Origin of the sequence: Streptomyces sp. cf386 (assembly GCF_900103585.1) — a bacterium.
In the GTDB taxonomy this organism is placed as follows: Bacteria; Actinomycetota; Actinomycetes; order Streptomycetales; family Streptomycetaceae; genus Streptomyces.
Map to the genome: position 1 here is coordinate 192,045 of NZ_FNHV01000006.1, position 24,281 is coordinate 216,325.

28 protein-coding genes are annotated in these 24,281 nt (G+C 70.2%); 11 read left to right on the forward strand and 17 right to left on the reverse strand.

The window, feature by feature from the left end:
* Nucleotides 1-149 precede the first annotated feature (149 nt).
* The gene (locus tag BLU79_RS17185) at nucleotides 150-1,154 is read left to right on the forward strand and encodes a DUF4097 family beta strand repeat-containing protein (protein WP_093906655.1); all 1,005 of its coding nucleotides are present in this window, start codon (nucleotides 150-152) and stop codon (nucleotides 1,152-1,154) included.
* A 1-nt stretch (nucleotide 1,155) separates the two neighbouring features.
* Nucleotides 1,156-2,205, forward strand: coding sequence for a PadR family transcriptional regulator (locus BLU79_RS17190; RefSeq protein ID WP_093906656.1), 1,050 nt, complete (start codon nucleotides 1,156-1,158; stop codon nucleotides 2,203-2,205).
* Between the two features lie 195 nt (nucleotides 2,206-2,400).
* Here the strand turns inward: BLU79_RS17190 and BLU79_RS17195 are convergent, their stop codons facing one another.
* The 4 genes from BLU79_RS17195 to BLU79_RS17210 form a co-directional block, all read right to left on the reverse strand.
* A complete protein-coding gene (locus BLU79_RS17195; RefSeq protein ID WP_093906657.1) occupies nucleotides 2,401-2,964 on the reverse strand; it encodes a Clp protease N-terminal domain-containing protein in 564 nt (187 codons plus the stop codon).
* Nucleotides 2,964-3,173 (reverse strand): helix-turn-helix domain-containing protein, encoded by a 210-nt coding sequence (locus BLU79_RS17200; protein ID WP_003997975.1) that lies wholly within the window; start codon nucleotides 3,171-3,173, stop codon nucleotides 2,964-2,966. The genes BLU79_RS17195 and BLU79_RS17200 overlap by 1 nt, the downstream gene beginning before the upstream one ends.
* A 107-nt stretch (nucleotides 3,174-3,280) precedes the next feature.
* Nucleotides 3,281-4,243, reverse strand: a complete 963-nt coding sequence (locus tag BLU79_RS17205; RefSeq protein WP_093906658.1) for a zinc-binding dehydrogenase — start codon at nucleotides 4,241-4,243, stop codon at nucleotides 3,281-3,283.
* 284 nt (nucleotides 4,244-4,527) lie between these two features.
* Entirely contained in the window at nucleotides 4,528-5,751 is a 1,224-nt protein-coding gene (locus BLU79_RS17210) for an NAD(P)-dependent malic enzyme (RefSeq protein WP_093906659.1), read from the reverse strand.
* A 644-nt stretch (nucleotides 5,752-6,395) separates the two neighbouring features.
* Between BLU79_RS17210 and BLU79_RS17220 the strand changes: the two genes are divergently transcribed.
* The 3 genes from BLU79_RS17220 to BLU79_RS17230 are packed head-to-tail and all read left to right on the forward strand — an operon-like array spanning nucleotide 6,396 to nucleotide 9,117.
* A complete protein-coding gene (locus tag BLU79_RS17220; protein ID WP_093906660.1) occupies nucleotides 6,396-7,361 on the forward strand; it encodes an ABC transporter substrate-binding protein in 966 nt (321 codons plus the stop codon).
* A 32-nt stretch (nucleotides 7,362-7,393) separates the two neighbouring features.
* Nucleotides 7,394-8,359 carry an amino acid ABC transporter permease gene (locus tag BLU79_RS17225; RefSeq protein ID WP_093906661.1) on the forward strand — a complete coding sequence of 322 codons (966 nt, stop codon included), beginning with the start codon at nucleotides 7,394-7,396 and terminating at the stop codon, nucleotides 8,357-8,359.
* Nucleotides 8,356-9,117: an amino acid ABC transporter ATP-binding protein gene (locus BLU79_RS17230; RefSeq protein WP_093906662.1), complete on the forward strand. Its 762-nt coding sequence runs from the start codon at nucleotides 8,356-8,358 to the stop codon at nucleotides 9,115-9,117. The genes BLU79_RS17225 and BLU79_RS17230 overlap by 4 nt, the downstream gene beginning before the upstream one ends.
* 110 nt (nucleotides 9,118-9,227) lie before the next feature.
* Here the strand turns inward: BLU79_RS17230 and BLU79_RS17235 are convergent, their stop codons facing one another.
* Nucleotides 9,228-9,995, reverse strand: coding sequence for a class I SAM-dependent methyltransferase (locus BLU79_RS17235; RefSeq protein WP_093906663.1), 768 nt, complete (start codon nucleotides 9,993-9,995; stop codon nucleotides 9,228-9,230).
* A 98-nt stretch (nucleotides 9,996-10,093) separates the two neighbouring features.
* On the opposite strand from BLU79_RS17235, the gene BLU79_RS17240 reads away from it, so the two are divergent.
* Nucleotides 10,094-10,723, forward strand: coding sequence for a CGNR zinc finger domain-containing protein (locus BLU79_RS17240; RefSeq protein WP_093906664.1), 630 nt, complete (start codon nucleotides 10,094-10,096; stop codon nucleotides 10,721-10,723).
* Here the strand turns inward: BLU79_RS17240 and sodX are convergent.
* Nucleotides 10,627-11,061, reverse strand: a complete 435-nt coding sequence (gene sodX, locus BLU79_RS17245; RefSeq protein WP_093906937.1) for a nickel-type superoxide dismutase maturation protease — start codon at nucleotides 11,059-11,061, stop codon at nucleotides 10,627-10,629. The genes BLU79_RS17240 and sodX overlap by 97 nt on opposite strands.
* A 145-nt stretch (nucleotides 11,062-11,206) precedes the next feature.
* Here sodX and sodN point away from each other — a divergent pair, with 145 nt between their 5' ends.
* A complete protein-coding gene (gene sodN / locus BLU79_RS17250; protein WP_005480378.1) occupies nucleotides 11,207-11,602 on the forward strand; it encodes a superoxide dismutase, Ni in 396 nt (131 codons plus the stop codon).
* 399 nt (nucleotides 11,603-12,001) lie between these two features.
* The gene (locus tag BLU79_RS17255) at nucleotides 12,002-13,462 is read left to right on the forward strand and encodes a glycosyltransferase family 39 protein (RefSeq protein ID WP_093906665.1); all 1,461 of its coding nucleotides are present in this window, start codon (nucleotides 12,002-12,004) and stop codon (nucleotides 13,460-13,462) included.
* Between the two features lie 105 nt (nucleotides 13,463-13,567).
* On the opposite strand, the gene BLU79_RS17260 is transcribed toward BLU79_RS17255, so the two are convergent.
* Both BLU79_RS17260 and BLU79_RS17265 read right to left on the reverse strand, forming a co-directional pair.
* Nucleotides 13,568-13,798 (reverse strand): hypothetical protein, encoded by a 231-nt coding sequence (locus BLU79_RS17260; RefSeq protein ID WP_093906666.1) that lies wholly within the window; start codon nucleotides 13,796-13,798, stop codon nucleotides 13,568-13,570.
* A gap of 56 nt (nucleotides 13,799-13,854) precedes the next feature.
* Nucleotides 13,855-15,009, reverse strand: coding sequence for an inorganic phosphate transporter (locus BLU79_RS17265; RefSeq protein WP_093906667.1), 1,155 nt, complete (start codon nucleotides 15,007-15,009; stop codon nucleotides 13,855-13,857).
* A 113-nt stretch (nucleotides 15,010-15,122) separates the two neighbouring features.
* On the opposite strand from BLU79_RS17265, the gene BLU79_RS17270 reads away from it, so the two are divergent.
* Complete coding sequence (locus tag BLU79_RS17270) at nucleotides 15,123-15,860, forward strand: VOC family protein (protein WP_093906668.1); 738 nt, start codon at nucleotides 15,123-15,125, stop codon at nucleotides 15,858-15,860.
* Between the two features lie 3 nt (nucleotides 15,861-15,863).
* Here the strand turns inward: BLU79_RS17270 and BLU79_RS17275 are convergent, their stop codons facing one another.
* From BLU79_RS17275 to BLU79_RS17295, 6 genes are all read right to left on the reverse strand, one after another.
* The gene (locus tag BLU79_RS17275; RefSeq protein WP_256333356.1) at nucleotides 15,864-16,097 is read right to left on the reverse strand and encodes a hypothetical protein; all 234 of its coding nucleotides are present in this window, start codon (nucleotides 16,095-16,097) and stop codon (nucleotides 15,864-15,866) included.
* Nucleotides 16,094-16,426, reverse strand: coding sequence for a DUF952 domain-containing protein (locus tag BLU79_RS49080; protein ID WP_256333357.1), 333 nt, complete (start codon nucleotides 16,424-16,426; stop codon nucleotides 16,094-16,096). The genes BLU79_RS17275 and BLU79_RS49080 overlap by 4 nt, the downstream gene beginning before the upstream one ends.
* A 9-nt stretch (nucleotides 16,427-16,435) precedes the next feature.
* Nucleotides 16,436-17,662: an RNA polymerase sigma factor gene (locus BLU79_RS17280; RefSeq protein WP_256333358.1), complete on the reverse strand. Its 1,227-nt coding sequence runs from the start codon at nucleotides 17,660-17,662 to the stop codon at nucleotides 16,436-16,438.
* Nucleotides 17,663-17,709: 47 nt separating this feature from the next.
* Entirely contained in the window at nucleotides 17,710-18,123 is a 414-nt protein-coding gene (locus BLU79_RS17285) for a YciI family protein (RefSeq protein WP_093906669.1), read from the reverse strand.
* Between the two features lie 94 nt (nucleotides 18,124-18,217).
* Nucleotides 18,218-18,475 carry a hypothetical protein gene (locus tag BLU79_RS17290; RefSeq protein WP_093906670.1) on the reverse strand — a complete coding sequence of 86 codons (258 nt, stop codon included), beginning with the start codon at nucleotides 18,473-18,475 and terminating at the stop codon, nucleotides 18,218-18,220.
* A gap of 26 nt (nucleotides 18,476-18,501) precedes the next feature.
* Nucleotides 18,502-19,086 (reverse strand): dihydrofolate reductase family protein, encoded by a 585-nt coding sequence (locus tag BLU79_RS17295; protein WP_093906671.1) that lies wholly within the window; start codon nucleotides 19,084-19,086, stop codon nucleotides 18,502-18,504.
* 122 nt (nucleotides 19,087-19,208) lie between these two features.
* On the opposite strand from BLU79_RS17295, the gene BLU79_RS17300 reads away from it, so the two are divergent.
* Nucleotides 19,209-19,799 carry a TetR/AcrR family transcriptional regulator gene (locus BLU79_RS17300; RefSeq protein ID WP_093906672.1) on the forward strand — a complete coding sequence of 197 codons (591 nt, stop codon included), beginning with the start codon at nucleotides 19,209-19,211 and terminating at the stop codon, nucleotides 19,797-19,799.
* Nucleotides 19,800-19,854: 55 nt separating this feature from the next.
* Here BLU79_RS17300 and BLU79_RS17305 read toward each other — a convergent pair whose 3' ends face one another.
* The 3 genes from BLU79_RS17305 to BLU79_RS17315 form a co-directional block, all read right to left on the reverse strand.
* Entirely contained in the window at nucleotides 19,855-20,463 is a 609-nt protein-coding gene (locus BLU79_RS17305; RefSeq protein WP_093906939.1) for a GNAT family N-acetyltransferase, read from the reverse strand.
* Between the two features lie 292 nt (nucleotides 20,464-20,755).
* Nucleotides 20,756-21,841 (reverse strand): family 2 encapsulin nanocompartment cargo protein polyprenyl transferase, encoded by a 1,086-nt coding sequence (locus BLU79_RS17310; protein ID WP_256333359.1) that lies wholly within the window; start codon nucleotides 21,839-21,841, stop codon nucleotides 20,756-20,758.
* 113 nt (nucleotides 21,842-21,954) lie between these two features.
* A complete protein-coding gene (locus BLU79_RS17315; protein ID WP_093906674.1) occupies nucleotides 21,955-23,361 on the reverse strand; it encodes a family 2B encapsulin nanocompartment shell protein in 1,407 nt (468 codons plus the stop codon).
* Nucleotides 23,362-23,666: 305 nt separating this feature from the next.
* Here BLU79_RS17315 and BLU79_RS17320 point away from each other — a divergent pair, with 305 nt between their 5' ends.
* On the forward strand, nucleotides 23,667-24,257 hold the full coding sequence (locus BLU79_RS17320; RefSeq protein WP_093906675.1) for an N-acetylmuramoyl-L-alanine amidase: 591 nt from the start codon (nucleotides 23,667-23,669) through the stop codon (nucleotides 24,255-24,257).
* Nucleotides 24,258-24,281: the final 24 nt, after the last annotated feature.

Here is a 24,281-nt window from a genome sequence, read left to right on the forward strand (position 1 = left end):
GTCCACCACGCGTGATTTGTGATCACCAGAACGAGTGCCTTGACTTTCCGAGTCCGCGATATATCGTGATTCACGTAAGACGCGATATGGCGTGTCGTGTTCAGATCCGGCCCGTGCGGCCGCGTCCGGTCGCCCAGGAGGTCCGCACCATGTCCGAGTGGTCCGTAGCCGAGCCCAGGAAACTCACCTTCGACGAGCCGGTGAGCGAGCTCCAGGTGCGCATCGTCAACGGCACTGTGAACGTCGTGGGGACGGACGAAGGTTCCGCACGCCTGGAGGTCTCCGAGATCGAGGGCCCACCCCTGGTGGTGAACCAGCAGGGCGGCACGCTGACGGTGGCGTACGAGGACCTGCCCTGGAAGGGCTTCCTCAAGTGGCTCGACCGCAAGGGCTGGCGGCGCAGCGCGGTGGTCTCCGTGGCGGTGCCGGCCCACACCCGCGTCGAGGTGGGCGTGGTCGGGGCCGGGGCGGTGGTCTCCGGGATCCACGGCCCGTCGGTCGTCAAGGGCGTCACCGGCGACACGACCCTGGTCGGCCTGTCCGGCCCGGTCCGCGCCGACACCGTCTCCGGGAACCTGGAGGCCCAGGCCGTCACCGGCGACCTCCGCTTCAACTCCGTCTCCGGCGACCTCACGGTCGTCGAGGGCTCCGGTTCCTCGGTGAAGGCCGACTCCGTGAGCGGCGCCATGATCATCGACCTCGACCCGGACGGCCCGACCGACGTCCGGCTGACCAGCGTCTCCGGCGAGATCGCCATCCGCCTGCCGGCCCCGGCCGACGCGGACGTGGAGGCCAACACCGCGAGCGGCACGATTTCCAACGCCTTCGAGGGCCTCCGGGTGCACGGCCAGTGGGGCGCCCACAAGATCACCGGCCGCCTCGGCGCGGGCACCGGCAAGCTCCGCGCGACGACGATCTCCGGCTCGATCGCCCTGCTGCGCCGCCCGCCGAAGGAGGACGAGCCGTGGGAGGCGGAGGCATGGGAGGAGCCCGGGCCGGTCACGGACTCGACGGCCACGGAGTCGACGACCGACCCGGTGATCGGCACCCAGCACAGTTCGGGGGACAATTCCGTCTCCGGCCAGGGCGATGACCCGACGGACACCGCCACCACCGCCCCGGCCGACGGCACGACCGACAAGAAGGTGCTCTGACATGCCCCCCGTCTTCGCCCATGGCCGCCTCCGCCTCTATCTGCTGAAGCTGCTGGACGAGGCCCCGCGCCACGGCTACGAGGTGATCCGCCTCCTCGAAGAGCGCTTCCAGGGGCTGTACGCACCGTCGGCCGGCACCGTCTACCCCCGTCTGGCCAAGCTGGAGGCCGAAGGCCTGGTCACCCACACCACCGAGGGCGGCCGCAAGGTGTACGCCATCACGGACGCCGGCCGTGCGGAACTGGCCGACCGCAGCGGCGAGTTGGCCGATCTGGAGCTGGAGATCAGGGAGTCCGTCGCCGAACTCGCCGCCGAGATCAAGGCCGATGTGCGCGGCGCGGCAGGCGACCTGCGGCGCGAGATGCGGGCGGCGGCGTCCGAGGCCCGCAGGGGGAACGGCGCCAAGCCGGAGACACCCTTCGGCGACTTCTCGGAGTACACCGACAAGGAGGCGTGGCGCGCCGCCAAGGAGGAGATGCGCCGCGCCAAGCAGGAGTGGAAGGAACAGGCCCGCCGCGCCAAGGACGAGAGCCGCCGCGCCCGCGAGGAGGCCCAGCGCGCCCGACGCCAGGCCAAGGAGGCCCAGGACCGCGCCCGGGCCCAGGCCCAGGAGGAGGTCCAGCGCATCGCCCGCCGGGTCCAGGAGCACGTACAGGACCACTTCGTCCGCGGCGACTGGCCGACGGGCCTGCGGGAGGGCCTGACGGAACTGGCCAAGGAGTTCGGCGACTTCGGCAAGGACTACGGGAAGGAGTTCGGCAGGGACTTCGGCTTCGGCCGCCAGGGCTCCCCCAAGTCGGCGCAGCAGCCCCCCGACTACTCGGAGACCCCGGAGGACTTCCCCGCCGACTACGAACCCGCCTGGGCCCACGAGGCCCCCGGCGACGACCCGGCCCGCGACCTGGACCGCCTGCTCGACCGCTTCCGCGACGACATCCGCGACGCGGCAAGGGACCACGGCGTGACGGCGGACCAACTCCGCGACGCCCGCCACCACCTGTCGACGGCGGCGGCCCACATCGGAGCGCTACTGCGCACGCCGAGGGCCTGACGCCGCCCCGGGGGCCTGGGGAGGCGCGTCGCCCTGGGCAGTACGGCACCGACCTCGCGCGGTACGGCACTGCCCTACCCGGCACGGCCGCCTGTTCCGGCCACACCGCCCAGGACCGGGACCCGGATCCGGACGACCCGGGCCCGCACACAACCCAGGGCGACGCACCCGCCCCCTCCTCAACCGGCCTCTCCCTCAACCGGCCTTGGCCTCGCCGCCGCCGTACAGCACGCGAGTGACGGACTCGTAGGTCACCCCGTGATCGGCGAGAACCTCGGCGGGCACTCCGGGTCGGCTGGTCAAAGCCAGCAGCATGTGCTCGTCACCGATGTGCCGGTCCCGCCGGGCGACGGCGATGCGCAGCGCCCGCTCCAGCACGTCCTTGGCGCCCCGGCTGAACGAACGGTGCCCCGACCACCACCTCTTGTCCTTCCGGTCCCCGGACATCGCCCCGACACCGTGCACTTCCTCGACCCGGGCGACGATCTCCCCGACATCGATCCCCAACCCGGCCAACGCCTCGGCCTCGGCCTGCGACAACCCACCCCGCCGCCGAGCCTCGCCCAAGGCCGTCCGCACGGACTCCAGCCACTCCCCGCCGCCGAGCGCGGCAAGGGCGAACGAGGCCCGGCTGCCCTCCCGATCGAGCAGGGCGAGCAGCATGTGCTCGGCATCGACGGCCTGCGCCCCACCCCGCTCGGCATGCTCCACGGCACCCGTCACCACCGCACGGGCATCCTTCGTGAACCGCTCGAACATCAACGCCTCCCGTACTTCTTGTGCACGGCCTGCCTGCTGACCCCGAGTTCCGCGGCGATCTCCTGCCAGGACCATCCCTGATTGCGCGCACTGCGCACCTGCACGGCTTCCAGCTGCTCCAGCAACCGGCGCAGGGCGGCAACGGCCCGCAGTCCGACCCGCGGATCGCGATCACCCGCCCGCTCGGCGAGGTCTGTTGCTTCGGTCATGATGTCAACGTACGTTGACATCCAACTCGCGTCAACCCCAGTTGACAAACAAACGGCGGGCCCGAGGCAAAGCCCCGAACCCGCCGCAAGAACTCTCGGCAGAACCGTCAGTTGGTGAGCACGATCTTCCCGAACTGCTCCCCCGACTCCATCCGCTGGAAGCCCTCCAGGGCCCGATCCATGGGAAGCACCTCATCGATCACAGGCCGCACACCAGTGGCGGCACAGAAGGAGAGCAGATCCTCGAGCTCGTCCTTGGTCCCCATGGTCGAACCGACGACCTTCAACTCCAGGAAGAAGATCCGGGTGAGCTCGGCGTGCGAGGGCCGGTCCCCACTGGTGGCGCCGGAGATGACCAGAGTGCCCCCCGGCTTCAGCGACTTGACGGAATGCGACCAGGTGGCGGCACCGACCGTCTCGATCACGGCATCGACCCGCTGAGGCAGCCGAGCCCCCGACTCCAGGGCCTCCACGGCCCCCAACTCCACGGCACGCTTGCGCTTGGCCTCATCCCGGCTGGTGGCGAAGACCCGCAGACCGGCGGCCTTCCCGAGCACGATGGCAGCCGTGGCTACCCCGCCGCCGGCGCCCTGCACGAGCACGGAGTCCCCGGGGCGCACCCCCGCGTTGGTGAACAGCATCCGGTACGCCGTCAGCCAGGCGGTCGGCAGACAGGCGGCCTCCTCGAAGGAGAGCTCCTTGGGCTTGGGCAGGATGTTCCAGGTCGGCACGGCGACCTGCTCCGCGAACGTGCCCTGATACCGCTCGGTGAGAATGGAACGCGGCTCTCTGGGCCCCACCCCGTGCCCACTCTGGCCGATCACGGAGTGCAGGACGACCTCGTTGCCGTCCTCGTCGACGCCGGCGGCGTCACACCCGAGGATCATCGGCAACTTGTCCTCTGCGAGGCCCACGCCCCGCAGCGACCACAGGTCGTGATGGTTGAGGGAGGCGGCCTTGACGTTGACGGCACTCCAACCGGGACGGACCTCGGGAGCCGGCCGCTCCCCCAACTCCAGTCCGGAAAGCGGCTGGTCGCGGTCGATTCGGGCGGCGTAGGCAGCGAACATGACGTCGACGATAGGCTCCGCCGCCGACCGAAGGAACCAAGCCGCCCTGTGAGACACGCCCTCTTGTCAACGCCGTCCGGGGTTGGTGCGGGCGGCGCCGGGAAGTGCCCGGCACAGGCGCGCAGCCCCACGGGCCCGCAGGCGCTACGCGAACCCCCACCCCACCCGCACAGACCGCCGCAGGCACCCACCCGCAACCACCCGAACAGCCGCACCCGCACCCGCACCCGCAAATGGCCCCGCCCAACCCGGGCGGGGCCATTCAACCGACACGACACCAAACGTCAGCGCCGCGCAACACCCTCCGCCCGAGCGGCAGCCGCAACCGCCGCCGTGACCGCAGGCGCCACGCGCTCGTCGAACGGCGACGGGATCACATAGTCCGCAGCGAGATCGTCACCCACCACGGCCGCCAACGCCTCCGCCGCCGCGATCTTCATCCCCTCGGTGATCCGAGAGGCGCGCACCTGCAGCGCCCCCGCGAAGATCCCCGGAAAGGCCAGCACGTTGTTGATCTGGTTCGGGAAGTCCGACCGCCCGGTGGCGACAACCGCCGCGTACTTGTGCGCGACATCCGGATGCACCTCCGGATTCGGGTTGGCCATGGCGAACACGAACGCGCCCGAGGCCATGGAAGCCACCGCCTCCTCCGGCACCGTACCGCCGGACACGCCGATGAAGACGTCCGCACCCTCCAGAGCCGCTTCCAGCGACCCGGTGATACCGGCCTTGTTCGTGAACCCGGCAAGCTCCCGCTTGACCGCCGTCAGGTCCTCCCGGTCGGCCGACACGACGCCCTTGCGGTCCGCCACGGCCACGTCCCCGATACCGGCCTCGACCAGCATCTTGGCGATGGCGACACCAGCCGCGCCGGCACCCGAGATGACGGCCCGCAGATCCCCGATGGACCGCCCGCTCAGCCGCGCGGCGTTCCGCAGGGCCGCCAGCGTCACGACCGCCGTGCCGTGCTGGTCGTCGTGGAAGATCGGAATGTCGAGCCGCTCCTGGAGCTTGCGCTCGATCTCGAAGCACCGCGGCGCCGAGATGTCCTCCAGGTTGACGCCACCGAAGGACGGGGCGAGTCGCACCACCGTCTCGACGATCTCGTCGACGTCCGTGCAGTCGAGCGCGATCGGGACCGCGTCCACGCCGCCGAACTGCTTGAACAGAATCGCCTTGCCTTCCATCACCGGAAGGGAGGCCTCCGGGCCGATGTCCCCGAGCCCGAGCACCGCCGTGCCGTCGGTGACCACGGCCACGACGGACGACTTCCACGTGTAATCGTGGACGAGCTCCGGCTGCTCGGCGATCGCGGTGCACACGCGCGCGACGCCGGGTGTGTATGCGAGGGACAGGTCGTCCTTGTCACGGATCGGCACGGTGGCCTGCACAGCCATCTTGCCGCCGCGGTGCAGCGCGAACGCCGGATCGAAGGATTCGACGGGCTCGGCCTCGCCGTCCTGATCCGTATTGCTGTCGCTGCGAGGATTGACGATCTCCGCTGCCACTTTGTTTTACCCCTTAAATCTTCATTGGTTGAGGGTGACCACTCCTGGTGAGGGGTGGGCGGGACCGCGCAGACCCGATCTGTTGATGCGTACGGGTCATACGCGACGGCGCGCCGCACACGCGCCCTGAGCCCCGGATGAGGGGTGTAAAGAACCTTCTTACCGGACGGGCGAGCCGACGACGAGTCCAATACGTGCAAGATCACATGACGGGAAGGGAAACATGCACAGCGACAACACGAATCGGACACGACCCGGCGACGGAATCGCTGTGATTCATGACCGAATAAGCGGACAATCGGCACCAGAAAACGCGAAAACTCACCGGCAGTAACAAATGACGCACGCGATCGGCCCGCATCGCGAGATGCGCCGAAGATCTTCCGGCCGGAAGGTCAGATTCCCGTAGAAGGTCCGGTCGTGATGTACCGACCTGAGGCGGTTCGGGGGTAACCCGTTATCCGATTTTGACATGGCGGGCATCCTGAATGGCTCAGTCCGAATGGCAAGATGCCGTAATCACACGAGGTCGCGACACTCGAAGGCGTGTGTTCCCGTCGACCTAGGAAACCAAGGCATCTGCCGATCCCATCGACAGGTGTCGCCCAATCGGCAACTCCACCCATCCGCCGGAGGAACCCACCATGACCGCAAGCTCCACCCGCCGTAACTCCGCCGCGCGCTCCAGGGCAGCCGCGGTAGGTGCGATCGCGGTCGCAGGCGCCCTGATTCTCACCGGTTGCGGTGACCAGACCGAGGGCGGCGGCAGCGAGGGCACGAACGAGACGGGGAAGTCCAGCGCGGCCCCGCTGTTCGACAAGCTCCCCAAGAAGATCCAGGACGCGGGCGTCATCAAGGCCGGCACGAACGCCGAGTACGCCCCGATGGAGTTCCAGGAGGGCGGCAAGATCGTCGGCGTCGACCCCGACATCGCCGCCGCGCTGGGCGAGAAGCTGGGCGTCGAGTTCCAGTTCACCTCCGGCTCCTTCGACGGCCTGATCACGGCCCTGAACTCCGGCCGCTACGACGTCGCCATGTCCTCGATCACGGACACCCCGCAGCGCCAGGAGGGCCTGGACGACAAGGGCAAGAAGCTCGGTCCTGGTGTCGACTTCGTCGACTACTTCACGGCCGGCACCGCCGTGTACGTCCAGAAGGGCAACCCGAAGAAGATCAACTCGATCGAGGACCTCTGCGGGCAGACGGCGGCCGTGCAGCGCGGTACGACGTACGAGAAGGCGCTGCAGACCCAGTCCAAGGCCTGCACGGACGACGGCAAGAAGAAGATCAACATCGAGTCGTTCGAGAACGACACCGAGGCCCAGACCCGCGTGAAGTCGGGCGGCGCGGTCGCCGGCGTCAACGACTACCCGGTGGCCGTGGACCTGGCCCGCAAGTCCGGCGGCGGCAACGACTTCGAGGTCGTCGGCGAGCAGGTCGACGCCGGTCCCTTCGGCATCGCGGTGAACAAGGACAACAAGGAGCTCACCGCGGCCCTCGAAGAGGCCGTCAACGCCATCATCGAGGACGGCACGTACAAGGAGATCCTCGAGAAGTGGGGCGCCGAGTCCGGCGCGATCGACAAGGCCGCCATCAACGGCGGCAAGTGACCGTCCCGGGCAAGCACTGAAGGGCAGTCACAGTGACTGACAAGTTCGACAAGGAGCCGGCCGACGCGGAGCCGTCGGCCGCCGTCTCCAAGGACGGCGGGGACATCCCGCCCGAGGCGATCAAGGCCATTCCGGTACGGCACTACGGCCGCTGGGTCAGCGGTGTCGTCGTGCTGGCCCTGGTGGCCCTGCTCGTCAACGCGTTCGCCAGCGCCGAGAAGATCCAGTGGAACGCGGTCGGCGAGTACGTCTTCGACCCCACGGTCCTCGCGGGCGCCGGCCGCACCCTGCTGATCAGCGTCCTCGCGATGGTCATGGGCGTGGTCCTCGGCGTGATCCTGGCCGTGATGCGCCTGTCCAAGAACCCGGTGACGAGCTGGGTGGCGTGGGTCTACATCTGGTTCTTCCGCGGCACGCCGGTCTATGTCCAGCTGCTGCTGTGGTTCAACCTGGCGCTGATCTTCCCGGTGCTGAATCTCGGTCCGATCTACAAGGACGAGATGGTCGACGTCATGACCCCGTTCATGGCCGCCCTGCTGGGTCTGGGCCTGAACGAGGCGGCGTACATGGCGGAGATCTGCCGTGCCGGTCTGATGGCCGTCGACGAGGGCCAGACCGAGGCCTCGCACGCGCTCGGCATGAGCCACGCGAAGACGCTGCGCCGCATCGTGATCCCGCAGGCGATGCGGGTGATCGTGCCGCCGACCGGCAACGAGTTCATCAACATGTTGAAGACCTCGTCGCTGGTGTACGCGGTGACGTACAACGAACTGTTGCGCGCCACCTCGACGATCGGCTCCACGTCGTACGCCGTGATGGAGATGCTGTTCGTGGCGTGCATCTGGTACCTGGTCATGACCAGCGTGTTCAGCGTCTTCCAGTACTACCTGGAGCGGCGTTACGCCCGTGGCTCGTTGCGGAACCTGCCGCCGACGCCGTGGCAGAAGATCAAGGTCAACATGATGGCCTTCAGCCGCGAGAGGGGTTCGTCGGTATGACCGCCATGGTGAAGGCCGAGGGCGTCCACAAGTCCTTCGGCCCCGTCCAGGTCCTCAAGGGCATCGACCTGGAGGTGCAGACCGGCGAGGTGTTCTGCCTCATCGGCCCCTCCGGCTCCGGCAAGTCGACGTTCCTGCGGTGCATCAACCACCTGGAGAAGATCAACGCCGGGCGGCTGTACGTCGACGGCGAGCTGGTCGGCTACCGCCAGAAGGGCGACAAGCTGTACGAGCTCAAGGACAGCGAGGTCGCGACGCAGCGGCGGGACATCGGCATGGTGTTCCAGCGGTTCAATCTTTTCCCGCACATGACCGCGCTGGAGAACGTCATGGAGGCGCCGGTCCAGGTCAAGGGCACGAGCAAGGCCCAGGCCAAGGAGCGCGCACGGGAGCTGCTGGACCGCGTGGGCCTCGCCGACAAGGCGGGGAACTACCCCGCCCAGCTCTCCGGCGGCCAGCAGCAGCGCGTGGCGATCGCCCGGGCCCTGGCGATGGACCCGAAGCTGATGCTCTTCGACGAGCCGACCTCGGCCCTCGACCCGGAGCTGGTCGGCGACGTCCTCGACGTCATGCGCGACCTCGCCGAGTCCGGCATGACGATGGTCGTCGTCACCCACGAGATGGGCTTCGCCCGCGAGGTCGGCGACAGCCTGGTCTTCATGGACGGCGGCGTGGTCGTCGAGTCGGGCGACCCGCGCGAGGTCCTGACCAACCCGCAGCACGAGCGGACGCAGGCGTTCCTGTCCAAGGTGCTCTGACGGTACGACGGTGAAGGGGCGGTACGAGGTCGTCGTACCGCCCCTTCGCCGTGTGCTCCCTCCGCCGCGTCCCCCTTTTTCGGCCCGCCCCGACCACAGGGCCCGCCGGGCTACTTCAGCGCCAGCAACAGCGTGTCCGAGGGCGAGCACCACACCGGCCGCGCCTCCCCGAAGCCCTTCTCGCGCAGTACGCGCGCGTGCCACTCGGCGGGCGGTGTGTCGCCGTCGGCGTGTTCGCCGTAGATCTCGAAGCGGCGGGCCGTGGGTCCGGCCAGGACCGGGTCCTCGGCCGCCAGCTGCCACCACTCGGCCCAGTCGAGGACACCGGACTTGGCCTGATCCATGCGGGCGTGGCGCAGGGCGCGCTCGGCGGCGTTGATGCGCGGCGTCGAGTCGTCGATCATGTGGTCCGCGTTCATGAAGACACCGCCGTCGCGGACGAGCTCCGCGACCTGACCGTAGAGGGCCGCGAGGGGTTCGCTGTGCAGCCAGTGCAGGGCCGTGGCGGTCAGGACGGCGTCGTAGGAGTCGTACGGCAACTTCGCCTGCCACTCCGGGTCCTTGAGGTCGGCGGTGACGAACGTGACCCGGTCGTCGCCCGCGAAGGTGCCCTCGGCGATGGCCAGGAGCGCCGGGTCGAGGTCGACGCCCGTGCTGGTGGCCTTCGGGAACCGCGCGAACAGCCGGGCCGTGATACTTCCCGTGCCGCACGCGAGATCGAGCACGCGCGGTGCGGGGCCGACAAGGGCCTCGACCATGTCGAGCATGATCCGGAAGCGCTCCTCGCGGTCGGGCATGTACCACTCCTGCTGCCGGTCCCAGCTCTGCTGCCAGGCAGCCCAGTCGGCTCCGATCGTGGTGATGTCCGTGTCCGTCATCGAGCCCTCCATCGCACATGTCACGTAATACCCTGGAAGCACGATCAGCTGTTACCCGACCGCACCATGACGATAGAACGCCTCCGTAAGGACTACAAGTGGAACTGGCCTATTACTCGGACTACGCCGTACGACTCGTCAACAGCGAGGACCCGGCCCGGGGCAAGGACTCGCTGACCTCGGTCGAGGCCGTCCGCGATCTGTTCGGCGTCAGCCAGGAGGCGGCCCGTCGCGCCACCGACGCCGACGTCACCCGCTTCCGCTCGGTCCGTGCGCGGCTGAGGGCGGTCTTCGAGGCGGCGGACGAGGGCGACGAGGAGCTGGCGGTGAACCTGCTGAACTCGCTCCTGCTGGAGTTCCCGGTGAGCCCGCAGATTTCCGGCCATGACTTCCGGGACGACGACGGCCGCCCCCTGTGGCACATGCATCTGGCGGACCACCCGTCGAACGCGACCTCGGGCTACGCGGCGATCGCGGCGATGGGCCTGGCGTTCCACCTGACGGAGTTCGGTGTCGACCGGCTGGGCCTGTGCGAGGCGGCCCCGTGTCGCAACGCCTACCTGGACACGTCCACCAACCGCTCCCGGCGCTACTGCTCGGACCGCTGCGCGACCCGCGCGAACGTGGCCGCCTACCGCGCCCGCAAGCGCCTGGAGGCCGACCGGTCGGCGAAGACGGGCCGCACGGCCGACAGCGCCCAGCGCGCCAGCGCGAACGGCGAGCGCTGATCGGGCTTGCGCGGCCGGTACCGGAAGCGGACCCTGCCCAGGATCAGCTCGTCCGGCACGACCCCGTAGTCGGTGCTGTCGCCCCCGGCGTACGTGTTGTCCCCGAGCACCCACCAGCCGCCGTCGCGGCGCTCCGCGGCGCGCTTGACGACGAGCAGGTCCTGCTGGAACGGATGCCGCAGGATGACGACCTCACCGGCCCTGATCCGGCCCCGGTGCACCACCACGAGCAGATCGCCGTGGTACAGCGTGGGCACCATCGACGGCCCGGTCACCTCGGCCCACCCGAAGGGCCGTCCCGCGCGCCCGCGCTCGGTCTCCTGCGACAACTCCGGCATCCCCGGCACCTCCCCGGTACGGTCCTCCACCAGTCTCAGTCTGACCCTGGACTTTTGTCCTAAGCCCATGGGGGCACCCGCGAAAACCCGTCTTGCAGGGAGTAATGTCCCACCTGAGAAGACGATCACGAGGAAGGAATGCTCCATGCTTTCCCGCCTGTTTGCCCCCAAGGTCAAGGTCAGCGCGCACTGCGACCTGCCCTGCGGTGTGTACGACCCGGCCCAGGCCCGCATCGAGGCGGAGTCGGTGAAGGCCGTGCAGGACAAGATGGCCGCCAACGACGACCCGCACTTCCAGGCGCGTGCCACCGTCATCAAGGAACAGCGCGCCGAGCTCGCGAAGCACCATGTCTCGGTGCTCTGGAGCGACTACTTCAAGCCCCCGCACTTCGAGAAGTACCCGGAGCTGCACCAGCTGGTCAACGACGCCCTGAAGGCCCTGTCGGCCGCCAAGGCGTCCACCGACCCGGCCACCGGTCAGAAGGCTCTGGACTACATCGCCCAGATCGACAAGATCTTCTGGGAGACCAAGAAGGCCTGATCGCCCGGTCCATCTGTCCGCACCCGGTCCGCGGGTCGCCGAGAACGGCGGCCGTGGCGGTCCGGGTGCGGTCTTTTGCGGGTAGAGGCTTGCGTCTCCCGTAGGGGGACCGCGGACTGCGAGCGACCCGATGACGCGACGCCTGGGCCGGCCCAGGGTTCCCTGAACTCCCGGTGATTGTGTTCACCCCCCGAACAGTGGCTGCGAGTCGTGCCCATCCCGTAGGTTCTGGCATGTCCACCCCCTACGCCGATCTGCGAGGCGGGTGGCCCACGGGGGAAGTTGGGCACCGCCCGGATCCCGTCCCGGCCACGGCGGTCGAGGCGTGCTTCGGCGTGCTCCATGTCAGCGGGCGAGTGGGGACCACATCACCCGGCGGACCGTCCCCCGCCGTGTCGGATGTCGATCCCCCGGGAGAAACCCCTGCGCCGCCGCCCGCCCCTGTGGCCGATCCCGCTGCTGTGGACCCTCGGCCTCGGCCTGTGGGGACTGTCCCGGCAGCACAGTGTGTGGCGGGACGAGGCCGCGACCTGGCAGGTGGCCCGGCGGTCCGTCGGCGACATCTGGCACATGCTGGGGCAGGTCGACGCCGTGCACGGGCTCTACTACCTGCTGATGCACGGCCTCTTCGAGTGCTTCGGGGCCAGTACCACCACGCTGCGGCTGCCCTCCGTCCTGGCCACGGCCGTCGCGGCGGCCTGTGTCACCGTCATCGGCGAGCGGCTGGCCGGGGTCTGGGCCGGCCTGGCGGGCGGGCTGGCGCTCGGGCTGCTTCCGGCGGTGCAGTTCTACCTCCAGGAGGGCCGCCCGTACGCGCTCGTCGCGGCCGGGGCCGGGATCTCGACCCTGCTGCTGGTGACCGTCCTGCAGGACCGTGGCCGAGCGGTGCACTGGGTCGCGTACGGGAGCACGGTCGGGGTGTGCGGGCTGCTGAACTGGCTGTCGCTGCTGATCCTGCCCGCGCATCTGGCGACGCTCCTGTGGACCCGGGCCCAGCGCGGCACGTACACGCGCTGGACGGCCGCCGCGACCGCCGCCCTCGCTGCCGTACTGCCGTTGATCCTGTTCAGCCGGAGCCAGTCCAACCAGGTCTCCTGGATACCGCCGCTGACCTGGCACATGCTGATCGGCCCGGCGATCCTGCTGGCCCTCGGCGGCCTCGGGGCCCTGCTGGACCGGCCGCGAGCGGGACGGCTGTCCGCCGCGGCCGTCGGGCTGCCGCTGCTGGCGGTACCGCAGATCGCCCTCATCGGCCTGTCCCTGATCAAGCCGCTGTTCCTGGACCGCTACATCCTGTTCAGCATGCTCGGCCTTGCGCTGCTCATCGGCACGGCGCTGGGTACGGCCGTACGGGCGACCCGGCCGCGCTTCCCGAGGGCCTCGCTGTGGCTGGTCCCGGTGGTGGTCGCCGTGGCGGTCGCGGCGCTGTTGCCGCAGTCCCTGGCCAAGCGCTCGGCGGCCAGCCGGGTGGACGACGTCCTGGCGGTGGCGGCCGATGTGCGGCGGCTGAAGGAGAACGGGGACGCGATCGTGTTCATACCCGCAGCCCGGCGCGACACCGCGCTCGTCTCCCCCGGCCACTTCACCGGCCTGCGGGACGTCGCGCTGGCGCAGAGCCCGGTGGCGTCGGGGACGTTGAAGGGCGAGGAGGCGGATCCGGCCCGGATACGGGCGGCGATGCTGGCGCAGCGACGGATACTGCTGGTCACCGACGTGCCCGACGTGGCCCGGTCCTTGTCGAACAAGCGGGACAAGGTGAAGACGGCCGTGCTGGAGGAGCACTTCACGGTGGTGGCGGACGAGCAGGTCCGTGGGCGACGGGTGACCGTGTACGAGCGGATCGGACCGGCGCGGGGGTAGGACCTGTCGTAGCCGGTAGGACCTGTCATAGCCGGCAGGGCCTGTCTCAGGGGCCCGGCCGGCTCTCCGGCCGGGCCCCCACGGCTGTCCGCGGGATCGGATCCGTCAGTGGAACTGCGGCACGAGCAGATAGATCCCGTACGCCACCACCACCGCGCAGGCGAGGAAGCACAACCCGGCCTGGGCGGAGCCCAGGGTGGACGTGCCGCCCCCCTCACGCGCCCCCTCGTGGCGGGCCAGGCCCAGCACGCCGAGGGCGAAGACGGTGACCACGGCCACCGTGACGGCGAGGCTCACCGCGGCGACCTGGCCGAGTGCGGTCCAGTCGAGGTTCATGGTGTGAACTCCCCTTTCTCAGGAGGCTGTCGAGCGACTCTGGGGCGACCGTCGCGTCAGGCGGCCGTGCCGACCGGCGCCGGCTCCTCGCTGCGGACCGAGACCTCGTGGGCGTCGTTGACGTTGTGCGCGGACACCGGGTTACGGCGGGAGACGAGCACGATGCCGGCGGCCACGGCGGCGCCGATCAGGGCGACCACGGCTGTACCGACGTTGCCGCCGTGCTTGACCGCGCTCGCCGAGACGCCGCCCACCAGCGCCGCCGCGGGCAGGGTGATCAGCCAGGCCACGACCATGCGACCGGCCACGCCCCAGCGGACCTCCGCGAGGCGGCGGCCCAGGCCCGCACCGAGGATGCTGCCGGAGGCGACCTGGGTGGTGGACAGGGCGAAGCCGAGGTGGGCCGAGGTGAGGATCACCGTCGTGGAGGCCGTCTCGGCGGCGAAGCCCTGCGGGGACTGAATCTCGGTCAGGCCCTTGCCCATCGTGCGGATGATCCGCCAGCCGCCCAGGTAGGTGCCGAGACCGATGGCCAGACCGGCCGAGGCGATCACCCACAGGGGCGGGCCCGCGTCATGGCCGAGCGCGCCCGCCGAGATCAGGGTCAGCGTGATCACGCCCATCGTCTTCTGCGCGTCGTTGGTGCCGTGGGCCAGGGAGACCAGCGAGGCCGAGGCGATCTGGCCGACGCGGAAGCCCTTGGTGACGGACTCCTTGCGGGCGCGAGCGGTGAGCCTGTACGCCAGGTACGTGGCCAGCAGCGCCGCGATCCCCGCCACGAGCGGCGAGGCCACGGCCGGGATCAGCACCTTCTCGACAACCTTGTCGAAGTGCACGCCGTGCGACCCCGCACCCACCCAGACGGCCCCGATCAGCCCGCCGAACAGCGCGTGCGACGAACTGGACGGCAGCCCGACCAGCCAGGTGAGCAGATTCCACAGAATGGCCCCGACGAGACCCGCGAAGATCATGCCCGGGGTGACGAGTGTGTCGTCCACGATGCCGCCGGAGATCGTCTTGGCGACCTCGGTGGACAGAAAGGCACCGACGACGTTCAGAACGCCGCTGATGAGCACTGCGGTCTTCGGTTTGAGCGCCCCCGTGGCGATGGACGTGGCCATCGCGTTCGCCGTGTCGTGGAATCCGTTGGTGAAGTCGAAGGCAAGGGCCGTCACAATGACGACCGCCACCAGGAACGTGATGTGGTCCATTCCCCAATGCAAACAAGCGCGGGCCAATTCGCGGCGAACCGATGGCAAAGCGTGTCTCAGCAGCAGGCGCGCGCTTGGTAAGGGTCCTGCAAAGGCGGATCTACGATCACCCCATGAGCATCCGGTGGACCTACGCCTTCATCGACCGACCCGCCGCGTCCTTCGCCCGGGCCCACGCCTTCTGGACCGCGGTGACGGACACCCGGCTGTCCGAATTCCGGGGTGAGCAGGGCGAGTTCGTGACCCTGCTGCCGGGCGGCGGGGCGGACGCCTGCGTCAAGGTCCAGGGGGTCGACTCGGGCGCCGGCGGCGCACATCTCGACTTCGCCGTGGACGACGTACCGGACTTCGTGAAGTCGGCGCTTCGGCTGGGCGCGGGCATCGCCGCCGAGCACGAGGGGTGGGCCGTACTGCGCTCGCCCGCCGGGCAGTTGTTCTGCGCGGTGCCCTGGCACGGGGAGTCGGTTCGGCCGCCCATGGTGCACGGCAGCCGGCTCGACCAGGTCTGCGTCGACGTGCCGCCTTCGCTGTACGACGCCGAAGTCGCCTTCTGGAGCGCCCTGCCGGCCGACTGGACGTCGGTGCCCGGCTCCCGAACCGAGTTCCATGTGCTCAAGCCGCCGACCGGGCTGCCCCTGCGCATCCTGCTCCAGCGGCTGGACGAGGAGCGCCCCACCTCGGCACACCTCGACCTGGCCTGCGCGGACGTCGACGCGACCCGCGCCCGGCACGAGGAACTGGGCGCGGCCGTCGTCGCCCGGGGCGCCCACTGGACCGTGCTGCGCGACCCCGCGGGCGGCACGTACTGCCTGACCGGTCGCGATCCGGAGACGGGCGGGCTGGCCGGGTAGGACCTAGCGCCGGGTCCTGACGAAGCAGAGCGACCGGCCGTTCTCATCGGGCGTGGCCCCCGCGCACGCCGACTCCCAGCCCTCCGGGAGCGACGGCGTGGGACCGGCCTCCTCCCAGCCGTAGGCCCCCCAGGGCTCGGCGGCGTCCCGCATCCACACCGTCACCCCGCCCGCGACGGCCACGAGGACGACCCACACCACCACGACCCACCGCCATAACCGGCGGCGACCCGTCACCGCCACACTTCCACGTCCACCACCGCGGCCACCGGAATCGGCCCGTACACATGCGGGAACTCCTCGCTCCCGGGCTCCGGCGCCTCGTACTTCAGCGGCACGTCGAGTCGCGCCGGGTCCACGACCAGCACCACCAGTTCGTCGGGGCCGTCGTAGGAGCCGTACAGGAAGGCCGCCACGGTCGGGAGTTGGGCGCGGGTCGAGCAGTGGATGAAGCCCTCCTCCGCGAGGGTGCGGCCACGCGTCGACATCTCGTACGTGCCGTGCTCGCGGGCCGCGTCCCACAGGGAGCGCTCGGTGATGTGGAGGATGTACGTGTGTTCGAGCATGGGCCCACGCTACGGCCTCAGCCGTGCCGCCCGCGCGTGCAAATAGCGCTGCTCCGGCAGGCTCAGGGTCTTGGCAGCCGCGGCCTCGTAGGCGGCGCGGGCCTCGTCGTGAGCGCCGGCTCGCTCCAGGAGATGGCCGCGGACCGCGTCCAGCCGGTGCCCGGCACCCAACTCCTCCTCCAGCTCGGCCAGTTCGCCCAGCCCCGCACGCGGGCCCCGGACCATGGCGACGGCGACCGCGCGGTTGAGGCGCTCGACGGGACCGGGGACGAGGCGGATCAGGACGTCGTAGAGGCCGAGGATCTCCTGCCAGTCGGTCTCCTGCGCGCAGGGCGCCTCGTCGTGGACTGCGGCGATGGCGGCGCGCAGTTGGTACGGACCGGCGCGGCCCTGGGAGAGGGCGCCGGTGACCAGGGCGACGCCCTCGTCGATCGCGGCCTTGTCCCAGCGGTCGCGGTCCTGTTCGTCGAGGGGGACGAGCTCCCCCTGCGGGCCGGTGCGCGCGTCGCGGCGGGCGTCGGTGAGCAGCATCAGGGCAAGCAGACCGGCCACCTCGCCGGCGCCGGGAAGCAGCCGGTGGACCTCGCGGGTCAGCCGGATCGCCTCGCCGGCGAGGTCCCGGCGCGTCAGGCTCGCGCCCGAGGTCGCCGTATAGCCCTCGTTGAAGATCAGATACAGGATCTGCAGGACCGCGGGCAGACGGTCGACCCAGTTGTCGGGACGTCCGAAGCGCACCCCGCGGACTTTCTGCTTGGCCCGGCTGATGCGCTGGGCCATGGTCGCCTCGGGGACCAGATACGCACGGGCGATCTCCGCCGTGGTCAGACCGCCGACCGCACGCAGGGTGAGGGCGATCTGGGCGGGCGGGGTCAGGTCCGGATGGCAGCACAGGAAGAGCAGGGTGAGGGTGTCGTCCTCGCGGGGAGCGCGGTCCGCCCCGGGCGGCGGGGCCGTGAAGGCGTCGCGTGGTGTCAGCGCCGCGACCTTGTCCTCCCGGGCCCGGCGGGCCTCCTCCGCGCGCAGCGCGTCGGTCAGCCGGCGTGCGGCGACCTTGATCAGCCAGCCGCGCGGATTGTCCGGGACACCGGCCCGCGGCCACTGCTCGGCCGCCGCGAGCAGCGCCTCCTGTACGGCCTCCTCGGCGGTGTCGAAATGGCCGTACCGCCGCACCAGCGCGCCGAGGACCTGCGGCGCGTGACGGCGCAGCAGGTCCTCGGTCTCGGGTGTGGCGCTCATCTACGGCTCGGGCGTCTCCGGTGTACGGCTGTCTCGGCTGGTACGGCTCAAACGTCCCCGGAGCCGTCGTCGATGGGCCGGATCACCACCGGGTACGCGGGGGCGCCCGCGGGCTGCGGGCACTGCAGGACGCGCTCGGCGATCTCGGTGACCCGCTCCAGGCTCGCGCAGTCCAGCACCCAGTAGCCGGCCAGCAGTTCCTTCGTCTCGCTGTACGGCCCGTCGGTGATGACCGCCTTGCCGTCCGCGCCCAGGCTGACGTGCCGGCCCTTCGCGGGCGCGGCCAGCCCCTGCCCGTCGACCATCTCGCCGGTCTCCGCGAGGTCGTTGTTGAGGGCGCCCATGAAGGCGTACATCGCCTGGACGTCTTCCTGGCTCCAGGCCGGGGAGTGCTCGGACGCCTTCCCCTGCATCGCCTCGTAGTCCGCCTGCGTGCCCTGCACCATGACCAGGTACTTCATGACTGAACTCCTTCGTTTCCATCGGCTCGGGCCACCCTCGTGGGCGGCTCTCACAGGGGACGTCGGAGCCGGACCGGGATTCTCGACACAGGGCTCAGGAATTCTTCGTGGTGGGTGTGGTGGGTGTGGTCGGGGTCGTGGGTGTCGTGGAGCTGGTGGAGCTCATGGGGGTGTCGGGCTGCTCGTGCTTCTCCTCGCGCTCGGCGCCTTCCTCGGCGTACGCCTCGCACTCGGGGTTCCGGCACGGGCCGCCCACCCAGGTGGGGACCCAGGCGCCCAGCGTCTTGTGGCGCCGGACGACCGTATCGACGGGCTGTCCGCAGGTGGGACAGACATGCTCTTGGCTGCCCATGTCCTCAGAGTAGGGCGGGAGACCGCTCAGCGCTCCCTGCTGTACGTACGAACCACGATGCCGTTGCCGAACGTCCGCACCCCGTCGAGGGTGAACTCCGTGACAGCGAAGTCGGAGCCGAACATCGGCATGCCCCTGCCGTACACGAGGGGATAGGTCTTGATGACGAGTTCGTCGATCTCGTCGAGCAGCGCGCCGGCCAGCTGCGCGCCGCCGCACAGGTAGATCCCCAGCTCGCCCTGTTCCGCCTTGAGTTCGCGGACCTTGCCGACCAGGTCGCTCGAGACGATCTCGACCTGCGGATCGGGCGACTCGGTCAGGCTGCGCGAGGCGACGTACTGGCGCAGATGGGCGTACGGGCTGGTGATGCCCTCCTTCAGGGCCAGGTCGTAGCTGCCCCGGCCCTGGATGATGGTGTCGAACCGCCGGTTGGCCAGGTCGTCGCAGCCGAGGGCACGGCGGCCGTGGGTCGCGATGGTCTCCGGGTGCTCCGCCTTGAGGAAGTCCAGGAACTCCGCGTCGAGGAAGGCGAACATCGCCGTCGCGTCGCCGCTCGGGTCCCCGATGAAGCCGTCGATGGAGCAGGCGATGAAGTAGGTGAGCTTTCGCAATCCGGTCTCTTTTCGTAAGGTGGTCAACCACTCCGATTGTAGTGCTTCAGTTGTAGTACTTTGCTTGTAGTGGTTGCAAGGGCATTTCCGGGACCGGGTGAAAGTGAGTGAGGGGATTCCGAATGGCGGGCAATCCGGAACGCAGGGCCGCCCTGGTCGACGCGGGGGTCGAGGTGCTCGCCCGTGAGGGGGCGCGTGGGCTGACATTCCGTGCGGTGGACGCCGAGGCAGAGGTGCCGGTCGGCACCGCCTCCAACTACTTCACCGGACGCGACGACCTGCTCCGCCAGATCGACGCCCGGCTGCACGTCAGGCTCGCGCCCGACCCCGAGGTGCTGGCCGGGCTGCTGACGAGGCCGAAGGACCGCTCACTGGTCACCGCGTTCATGCACGATCTGATGGCCCGCGCGACCAACGACCGCACGGGCTATCTGGCCCTGCTGGAGATGCGCCTGGAGGCCACCCGGCGCCCCGAACTGCGCGCCTCCTTCACCAAGTCGGTGCGCGGCGACCTCGAGTACGGAATGGAGTTCCACCGGGACACCGGGCTGCCCGGCGGCGACGAGACCGTCACGGTGCTCTATCTCGCGATGCTCGGGCTGATCCTGGAGCACCTGACCCTGCCGGGCGTGCTGGACGGCGTACTGCCCGGGGTGGGCGTGCCGGAGGGGCTGGTCGAGCGGATCGTGGCGACGGTCGTACCGGAGGGGTAGTCCGGACGGGTGGGGCAGGGTCGCGGAGGGACAGGCCGGGGTCGGCGGGGGCGGCTCAGCCGAGCGGTTCCCGCCACATGGGCCACATCCGGGGACCGTCCGGGAGGTCGAGCGGGCGGCCCTTGAGGTCGAAGCCGAGGCGCTCGTACAGCTTCCGGCTGCGGGCGTTGCTCGCCTCCAGATAGGCGGCCACACCGTCCTGGTCGCAGCGGTCGAGGACCGCTGTGATGAGCGCGGTGCCGAGCCCCTGGCCCTGGCACTCGGGGGCGACGGCGATCATCCACAGATACTCGTGAGCGACGCCGGAGGGGTGGATGCCGGCGGTCAGCCGGGCGATCTCCTCCACCCGCCGGTTGTCCGGGTCGACCTCGGCACGCAGCCGGGCGGGGCCTTCGTCGTCGGCGTGCTCGGGACCGAGTCCGTGGTCCTGCGCGGGTATGGACAGCCACAGCGCGCAGGCCGTGCCGTCCTCGGTGACATCGATACGGCCGTCTTCGAGCACGATGTCGGCGAAGGCGGCCATGAGCCTGGGGTGCCTGGTACGACGCCGCTCCGCACCCGGAAACACCCAGCCACTGACCGGATCGTCCTGGAAGGCCGCGTCCAGCAGCCCCACCACCAGCTCCCGGTCCCCCTCGCCCGCCGCCCGGATCGCCACACCCATGTCCACCCGCCCCTTCGTCTCAACCGGCCTTGATCGTAGGGGGATTGGTGCGTGTGCGGCGTCCGGGAAACCGGTTTGTCGAGATCTGACCGGTGGACCGGAGGCAGGGCCAGTACACAGGGACGGGCCCCGCACACCGTGGGGATGTGCGGGACCCGTCAGCCCGGAGCCCATCGGCTGCCGCACGGGGTCAGGAACCGCACGGCCCCGTGGCTCCGGGGGCTGAACGACCGTCGGCCGCCGGAAGCTGTCCGGCGCCGCGGCCTCGATCGGTGCGGCCGTCGGCCGCCGCTCAGTTACTGCGTCGGGTCACGAACTCCGCCAGGGACAGGAGCCCGCCCGCCTCCTCGGGGTCGGGGACCGCGCGGGCAAGTGCCTGCATGGCGCGGGCCATCCGGTCGGCGGCCTGGGCCTGCGCCCAGTCGCGTCCGCCCGCCCGCTCGACGGCGAGCGTGGTCCGCGCGATGTCCCCCTCGTCCTGCTGGTCGTACGGCACCGCGTACAACGCGGCCAGTTCCGCCGCCGCCGGACCACCGGAGGTCAGCGCGGCGACGACCGGCAGGGACTTCTTGCGGGCGGCGAGGTCCGCGCCGGCCGGCTTGCCGGTGTGGCTGGGGTCGCCCCATATGCCGATCACGTCGTCGATGAGCTGGAAGGCGAGCCCGGCCTCGCGGCCGAACGCGTCCAGCGCCGCCACGTCCTCGTCCGCCGCCCCCGCGTAGAGCGCGCCGAGGGCGCAGGCGCACCCCAGCAGGGCGCCGGTCTTGGCCTCCGCCATGGCGAGCACCTCGTCGAGGCCTACGTCGCCGGGGCCCCGCTTCTCCATCGACGTGTCCGCGTGCTGGCCGGCGCACAGCTCGACCACGCAGGCCGCGAGCCGGGCGGCGGCCGCCGCGGATGCCGGGTTCGGGTCCTCGGCGAGCAGCCGCAGGGCCAGCGCTTGGAGGGCGTCACCGGCGAGGATCGCGTCGGCGTCCCCGAACACGGTCCATACGGTGGGCCGGTGCCGACGGGTGGTGTCCCGGTCCATCACGTCGTCGTGCAACAGCGTGAAGTTGTGCACCAGTTCCACCGCCACGGCCGCCGGTACGGCCGCCGCACGCGCGCTCGGTCCGCCGAGCGCGGCGGCCGCGGTGAGGACGAGGGCGGGGCGGATCGCCTTGCCCGCGTTGCCCGCCGCCGGCGTGCCGTCCGCGTGCTCCCAGCCGAAGTGGTAGCGCGCGATCCGGCGCATGGAACCCGGCAACGACTGGACGGAGGACCGCAGTTCGGGGTCGACCGAGACCCGGGCCCGCTCCAGGATCACCGCCGCCTCGGGCCCGTCGTGCGGACCGGTCACGCCGGTGTGCCGCGTCGTTCGCGTCGTCGACTCGGCCATGGGATCCCCCTCGGAGAGTCCGCGGACGGTGGCGCCTGCGCCGCGGCCGGGCGCATACGACGGGGGTCTACCCGCCCTGGCACGCGCAGACACGGCTCCCAGGTGCGGAAACGTCACCTCCAGCGCCCGATCTCGACGTTCTCCAGCACACCGAGGGCGTCCGGCACCAGGACCGCGGCCGAGTAGTAGGCCGTCACGAGGTACTTGATGATGGCCTGTTCGTTGATGCCCATGAACCGGCAGGACAGGCTCGGCTCGATCTCGTCCGGGATGCCCGCCTGCTGCAGCCCGATGACGCCCTGCTCCGCCTCGCCCGTACGCATGGCGATGATCGAGGTCGTACGGGCCTCGGTGACCGGGATCTTGTTGCACGGATAGATCGGCACACCGCGCCAGGTGGGGATGCGGTTGCCGGCGGCCTCGATGGTCTCGGGGACGAGTCCGCGCTTGTTCAGCTCGCGGCCGAACGCGGCGATCGCGCGCGGGTGGGCGAGGAGCAGCTTGGTGCCGCGGCGCCGGCTGAGCAGCTCGTCCAGGTCGTCGGGGCTGGGCACACCGTCGTGCGGCTGGACCCGCTGGTCGTACTCGCAGTTGTTGAGGAGCCCGAACTCGCGGTTGTTGATGAGCTCGTGCTCCTGGCGCTCCTTCAGGGCCTCCACGGTCAGCCGGAGCTGCTGCTCGGTCTGGTTCATCGGCTGGTTGTAGAGGTCGGCCACGCGCGTGTGGATGCGCAGCACGGTCTGGGCGACGCTCAGTTCGTACTCACGGGGCCTGGCCTCGTAGTCGACGAAGGTGTGCGGGATGTCGGGCTCGCCGCTGTGGCCGGCGGCGAGGTCGATCTCCTTCTCGCCGTACTTGTTGGTGCGCTGCTCGGGGATCGCCCGCAGCTGCTCGATGTGTTCACGCAGGGAGTCGGCTCGCTCGGCGACCCGCTCGACGTCCTGGCGGGGCAGCACCAGCACGGTGCAGGCGGTGACCGCGCGGACCGTGTACTCCCAGATGGCGTCGGAGTCGAGCAGCGACTGCTCACCGAGGTAGGCGCCGTCCGCGAGGACGCCCAGGGACTCGTCCTCCCCATAGGGGCCGGTGCCGAGCTTCTCCACCCTGCCGTGCGCCAGCAGGTACACCTCGTCGGTCGGGCTGCCGAACGAGGCGATCACGGCCCCCGCGGCGAACTCGCGCTGCTGGCAGCGCTGGGCGAGCTCCGACAGCACGTCCTCGTCCTCGTACGACCGCAACGCCGGCAGCTCGGTCAGCTCGGCGGGGATGACCTCCACACGATCGCCGGTCTTCACGAACGTGATGCGTCCGTCCCCGACGGCGTAGGTCAGACGCCGGTTCACGCGGTACGTGCCACCCTGCACGTTCACCCACGGCAGCATGCGGAGCAGCCAGCGGGAGCTGATCTCCTGCATCTGGGGTGCGGACTTGGTCGTGGTGGCCAGGTTCCGCGCTGCCGCAGTGCCGAGACTCTGCTGCGGCGTGCCCTGCTCAGTGCGGACCTCTTCGCCTACCGACATAAGGAATTGCCCTCCAGGTCATGCCCCGGCGCCGATCTGGCGCCGCGCATCGCGATCTGCATGCACGAGCCTTCCATCACGGAGTGTGTCTGTGCTATTACCCGAAAGAGGGGGAATGGATCATCGAGTCACTGGGCAAATAGGGGCCGCGTGTCCACTCCCACCGCTCCGGCCACCGCCCTTCACTTGGCCGAAACAGCTCGCACGCCGTGCGAGCCGAGGAGTCCCGTCCAGCCGATGTCGGTAAAGCACGGATACGGGGCGGCTGCGTGAGGCGGCCGACGCACAGTGCGAAGGAGGCGGTCATGTCCACACCCATGTCCGCGAGCAGATTCCTGGAGAGACTCCGAGCCGAGGGCGCCACGATCGTCGAGGTCGGCGACTGGGAGCACCACAACCGCAACCACGTGGGCCCTTGGGGCCCGGTGCACGGCGTGATGATCCATCACACGGTGACCAAGGGCAGCGCCCACACGGTGGCGCTGTGCCGCGACGGCTACGAGGGATTGCCGGGGCCGCTGTGCCACGGCGTGATCACGAAGGACGGACGGGTCCACCTGGTCGGCTACGGCCGTGCCAACCATGCCGGCCTCGGCGACGACGACGTCCTGCGCGCGGTCATCGCGGAGACCGCGCTGCCACCGGACAACGAGGCGAACACCGATGGCAACCGGCACTTCTACGGCTTCGAGTGCGAGAACCTGGGGGACGGCCAGGATCCTTGGCCGGAGCCGCAGTTGGACGCGATCGAACGGGTCTCGGCGGCGATCTGCCGGCATCACGGGTGGACGGAGCGGTCGGTGATCGGACATCTGGAGTGGCAGCCGGGGAAGGTGGATCCGCGGGGGTTCACCATGGCCTGGATGCGGGAGCGGATTCGGGAGAGGCTGCAGTAGGGCGGCTTCCGCGGGATGCCCGGC

What these genes read in the sequence shown, in the direction of transcription:
- BLU79_RS17185 (WP_093906655.1), top strand. Translation starts at nt 150, where the DNA reads ATGTCCGAGTGGTCCGTAGCCGAGCCCAGGAAACTCACCTTCGACGAG.
- BLU79_RS17190 (WP_093906656.1), top strand. Translation starts at nt 1,156, where the DNA reads ATGCCCCCCGTCTTCGCCCATGGCCGCCTCCGCCTCTATCTGCTGAAG.
- BLU79_RS17195 (WP_093906657.1), bottom strand. Translation starts at nt 2,964, where the DNA reads ATGTTCGAGCGGTTCACGAAGGATGCCCGTGCGGTGGTGACGGGTGCC.
- BLU79_RS17200 (WP_003997975.1), bottom strand. Translation starts at nt 3,173, where the DNA reads ATGACCGAAGCAACAGACCTCGCCGAGCGGGCGGGTGATCGCGATCCG.
- BLU79_RS17205 (WP_093906658.1), bottom strand. Translation starts at nt 4,243, where the DNA reads ATGTTCGCTGCCTACGCCGCCCGAATCGACCGCGACCAGCCGCTTTCC.
- BLU79_RS17220 (WP_093906660.1), top strand. Translation starts at nt 6,396, where the DNA reads ATGACCGCAAGCTCCACCCGCCGTAACTCCGCCGCGCGCTCCAGGGCA.
- BLU79_RS17230 (WP_093906662.1), top strand. Translation starts at nt 8,356, where the DNA reads ATGACCGCCATGGTGAAGGCCGAGGGCGTCCACAAGTCCTTCGGCCCC.
- BLU79_RS17235 (WP_093906663.1), bottom strand. Translation starts at nt 9,995, where the DNA reads ATGACGGACACGGACATCACCACGATCGGAGCCGACTGGGCTGCCTGG.
- sodX (WP_093906937.1), bottom strand. Translation starts at nt 11,061, where the DNA reads ATGCCGGAGTTGTCGCAGGAGACCGAGCGCGGGCGCGCGGGACGGCCC.
- sodN (WP_005480378.1), top strand. Translation starts at nt 11,207, where the DNA reads ATGCTTTCCCGCCTGTTTGCCCCCAAGGTCAAGGTCAGCGCGCACTGC.
- BLU79_RS17255 (WP_093906665.1), top strand. Translation starts at nt 12,002, where the DNA reads ATGTCGATCCCCCGGGAGAAACCCCTGCGCCGCCGCCCGCCCCTGTGG.
- BLU79_RS17260 (WP_093906666.1), bottom strand. Translation starts at nt 13,798, where the DNA reads ATGAACCTCGACTGGACCGCACTCGGCCAGGTCGCCGCGGTGAGCCTC.
- BLU79_RS17265 (WP_093906667.1), bottom strand. Translation starts at nt 15,009, where the DNA reads ATGGACCACATCACGTTCCTGGTGGCGGTCGTCATTGTGACGGCCCTT.
- BLU79_RS17270 (WP_093906668.1), top strand. Translation starts at nt 15,123, where the DNA reads ATGAGCATCCGGTGGACCTACGCCTTCATCGACCGACCCGCCGCGTCC.
- BLU79_RS49080 (WP_256333357.1), bottom strand. Translation starts at nt 16,426, where the DNA reads ATGCTCGAACACACGTACATCCTCCACATCACCGAGCGCTCCCTGTGG.
- BLU79_RS17280 (WP_256333358.1), bottom strand. Translation starts at nt 17,662, where the DNA reads ATGAGCGCCACACCCGAGACCGAGGACCTGCTGCGCCGTCACGCGCCG.
- BLU79_RS17285 (WP_093906669.1), bottom strand. Translation starts at nt 18,123, where the DNA reads ATGAAGTACCTGGTCATGGTGCAGGGCACGCAGGCGGACTACGAGGCG.
- BLU79_RS17290 (WP_093906670.1), bottom strand. Translation starts at nt 18,475, where the DNA reads ATGGGCAGCCAAGAGCATGTCTGTCCCACCTGCGGACAGCCCGTCGAT.
- BLU79_RS17300 (WP_093906672.1), top strand. Translation starts at nt 19,209, where the DNA reads ATGGCGGGCAATCCGGAACGCAGGGCCGCCCTGGTCGACGCGGGGGTC.
- BLU79_RS17305 (WP_093906939.1), bottom strand. Translation starts at nt 20,463, where the DNA reads ATGGGTGTGGCGATCCGGGCGGCGGGCGAGGGGGACCGGGAGCTGGTG.
- BLU79_RS17310 (WP_256333359.1), bottom strand. Translation starts at nt 21,841, where the DNA reads ATGGCCGAGTCGACGACGCGAACGACGCGGCACACCGGCGTGACCGGT.
- BLU79_RS17315 (WP_093906674.1), bottom strand. Translation starts at nt 23,361, where the DNA reads ATGTCGGTAGGCGAAGAGGTCCGCACTGAGCAGGGCACGCCGCAGCAG.
- BLU79_RS17320 (WP_093906675.1), top strand. Translation starts at nt 23,667, where the DNA reads ATGTCCACACCCATGTCCGCGAGCAGATTCCTGGAGAGACTCCGAGCC.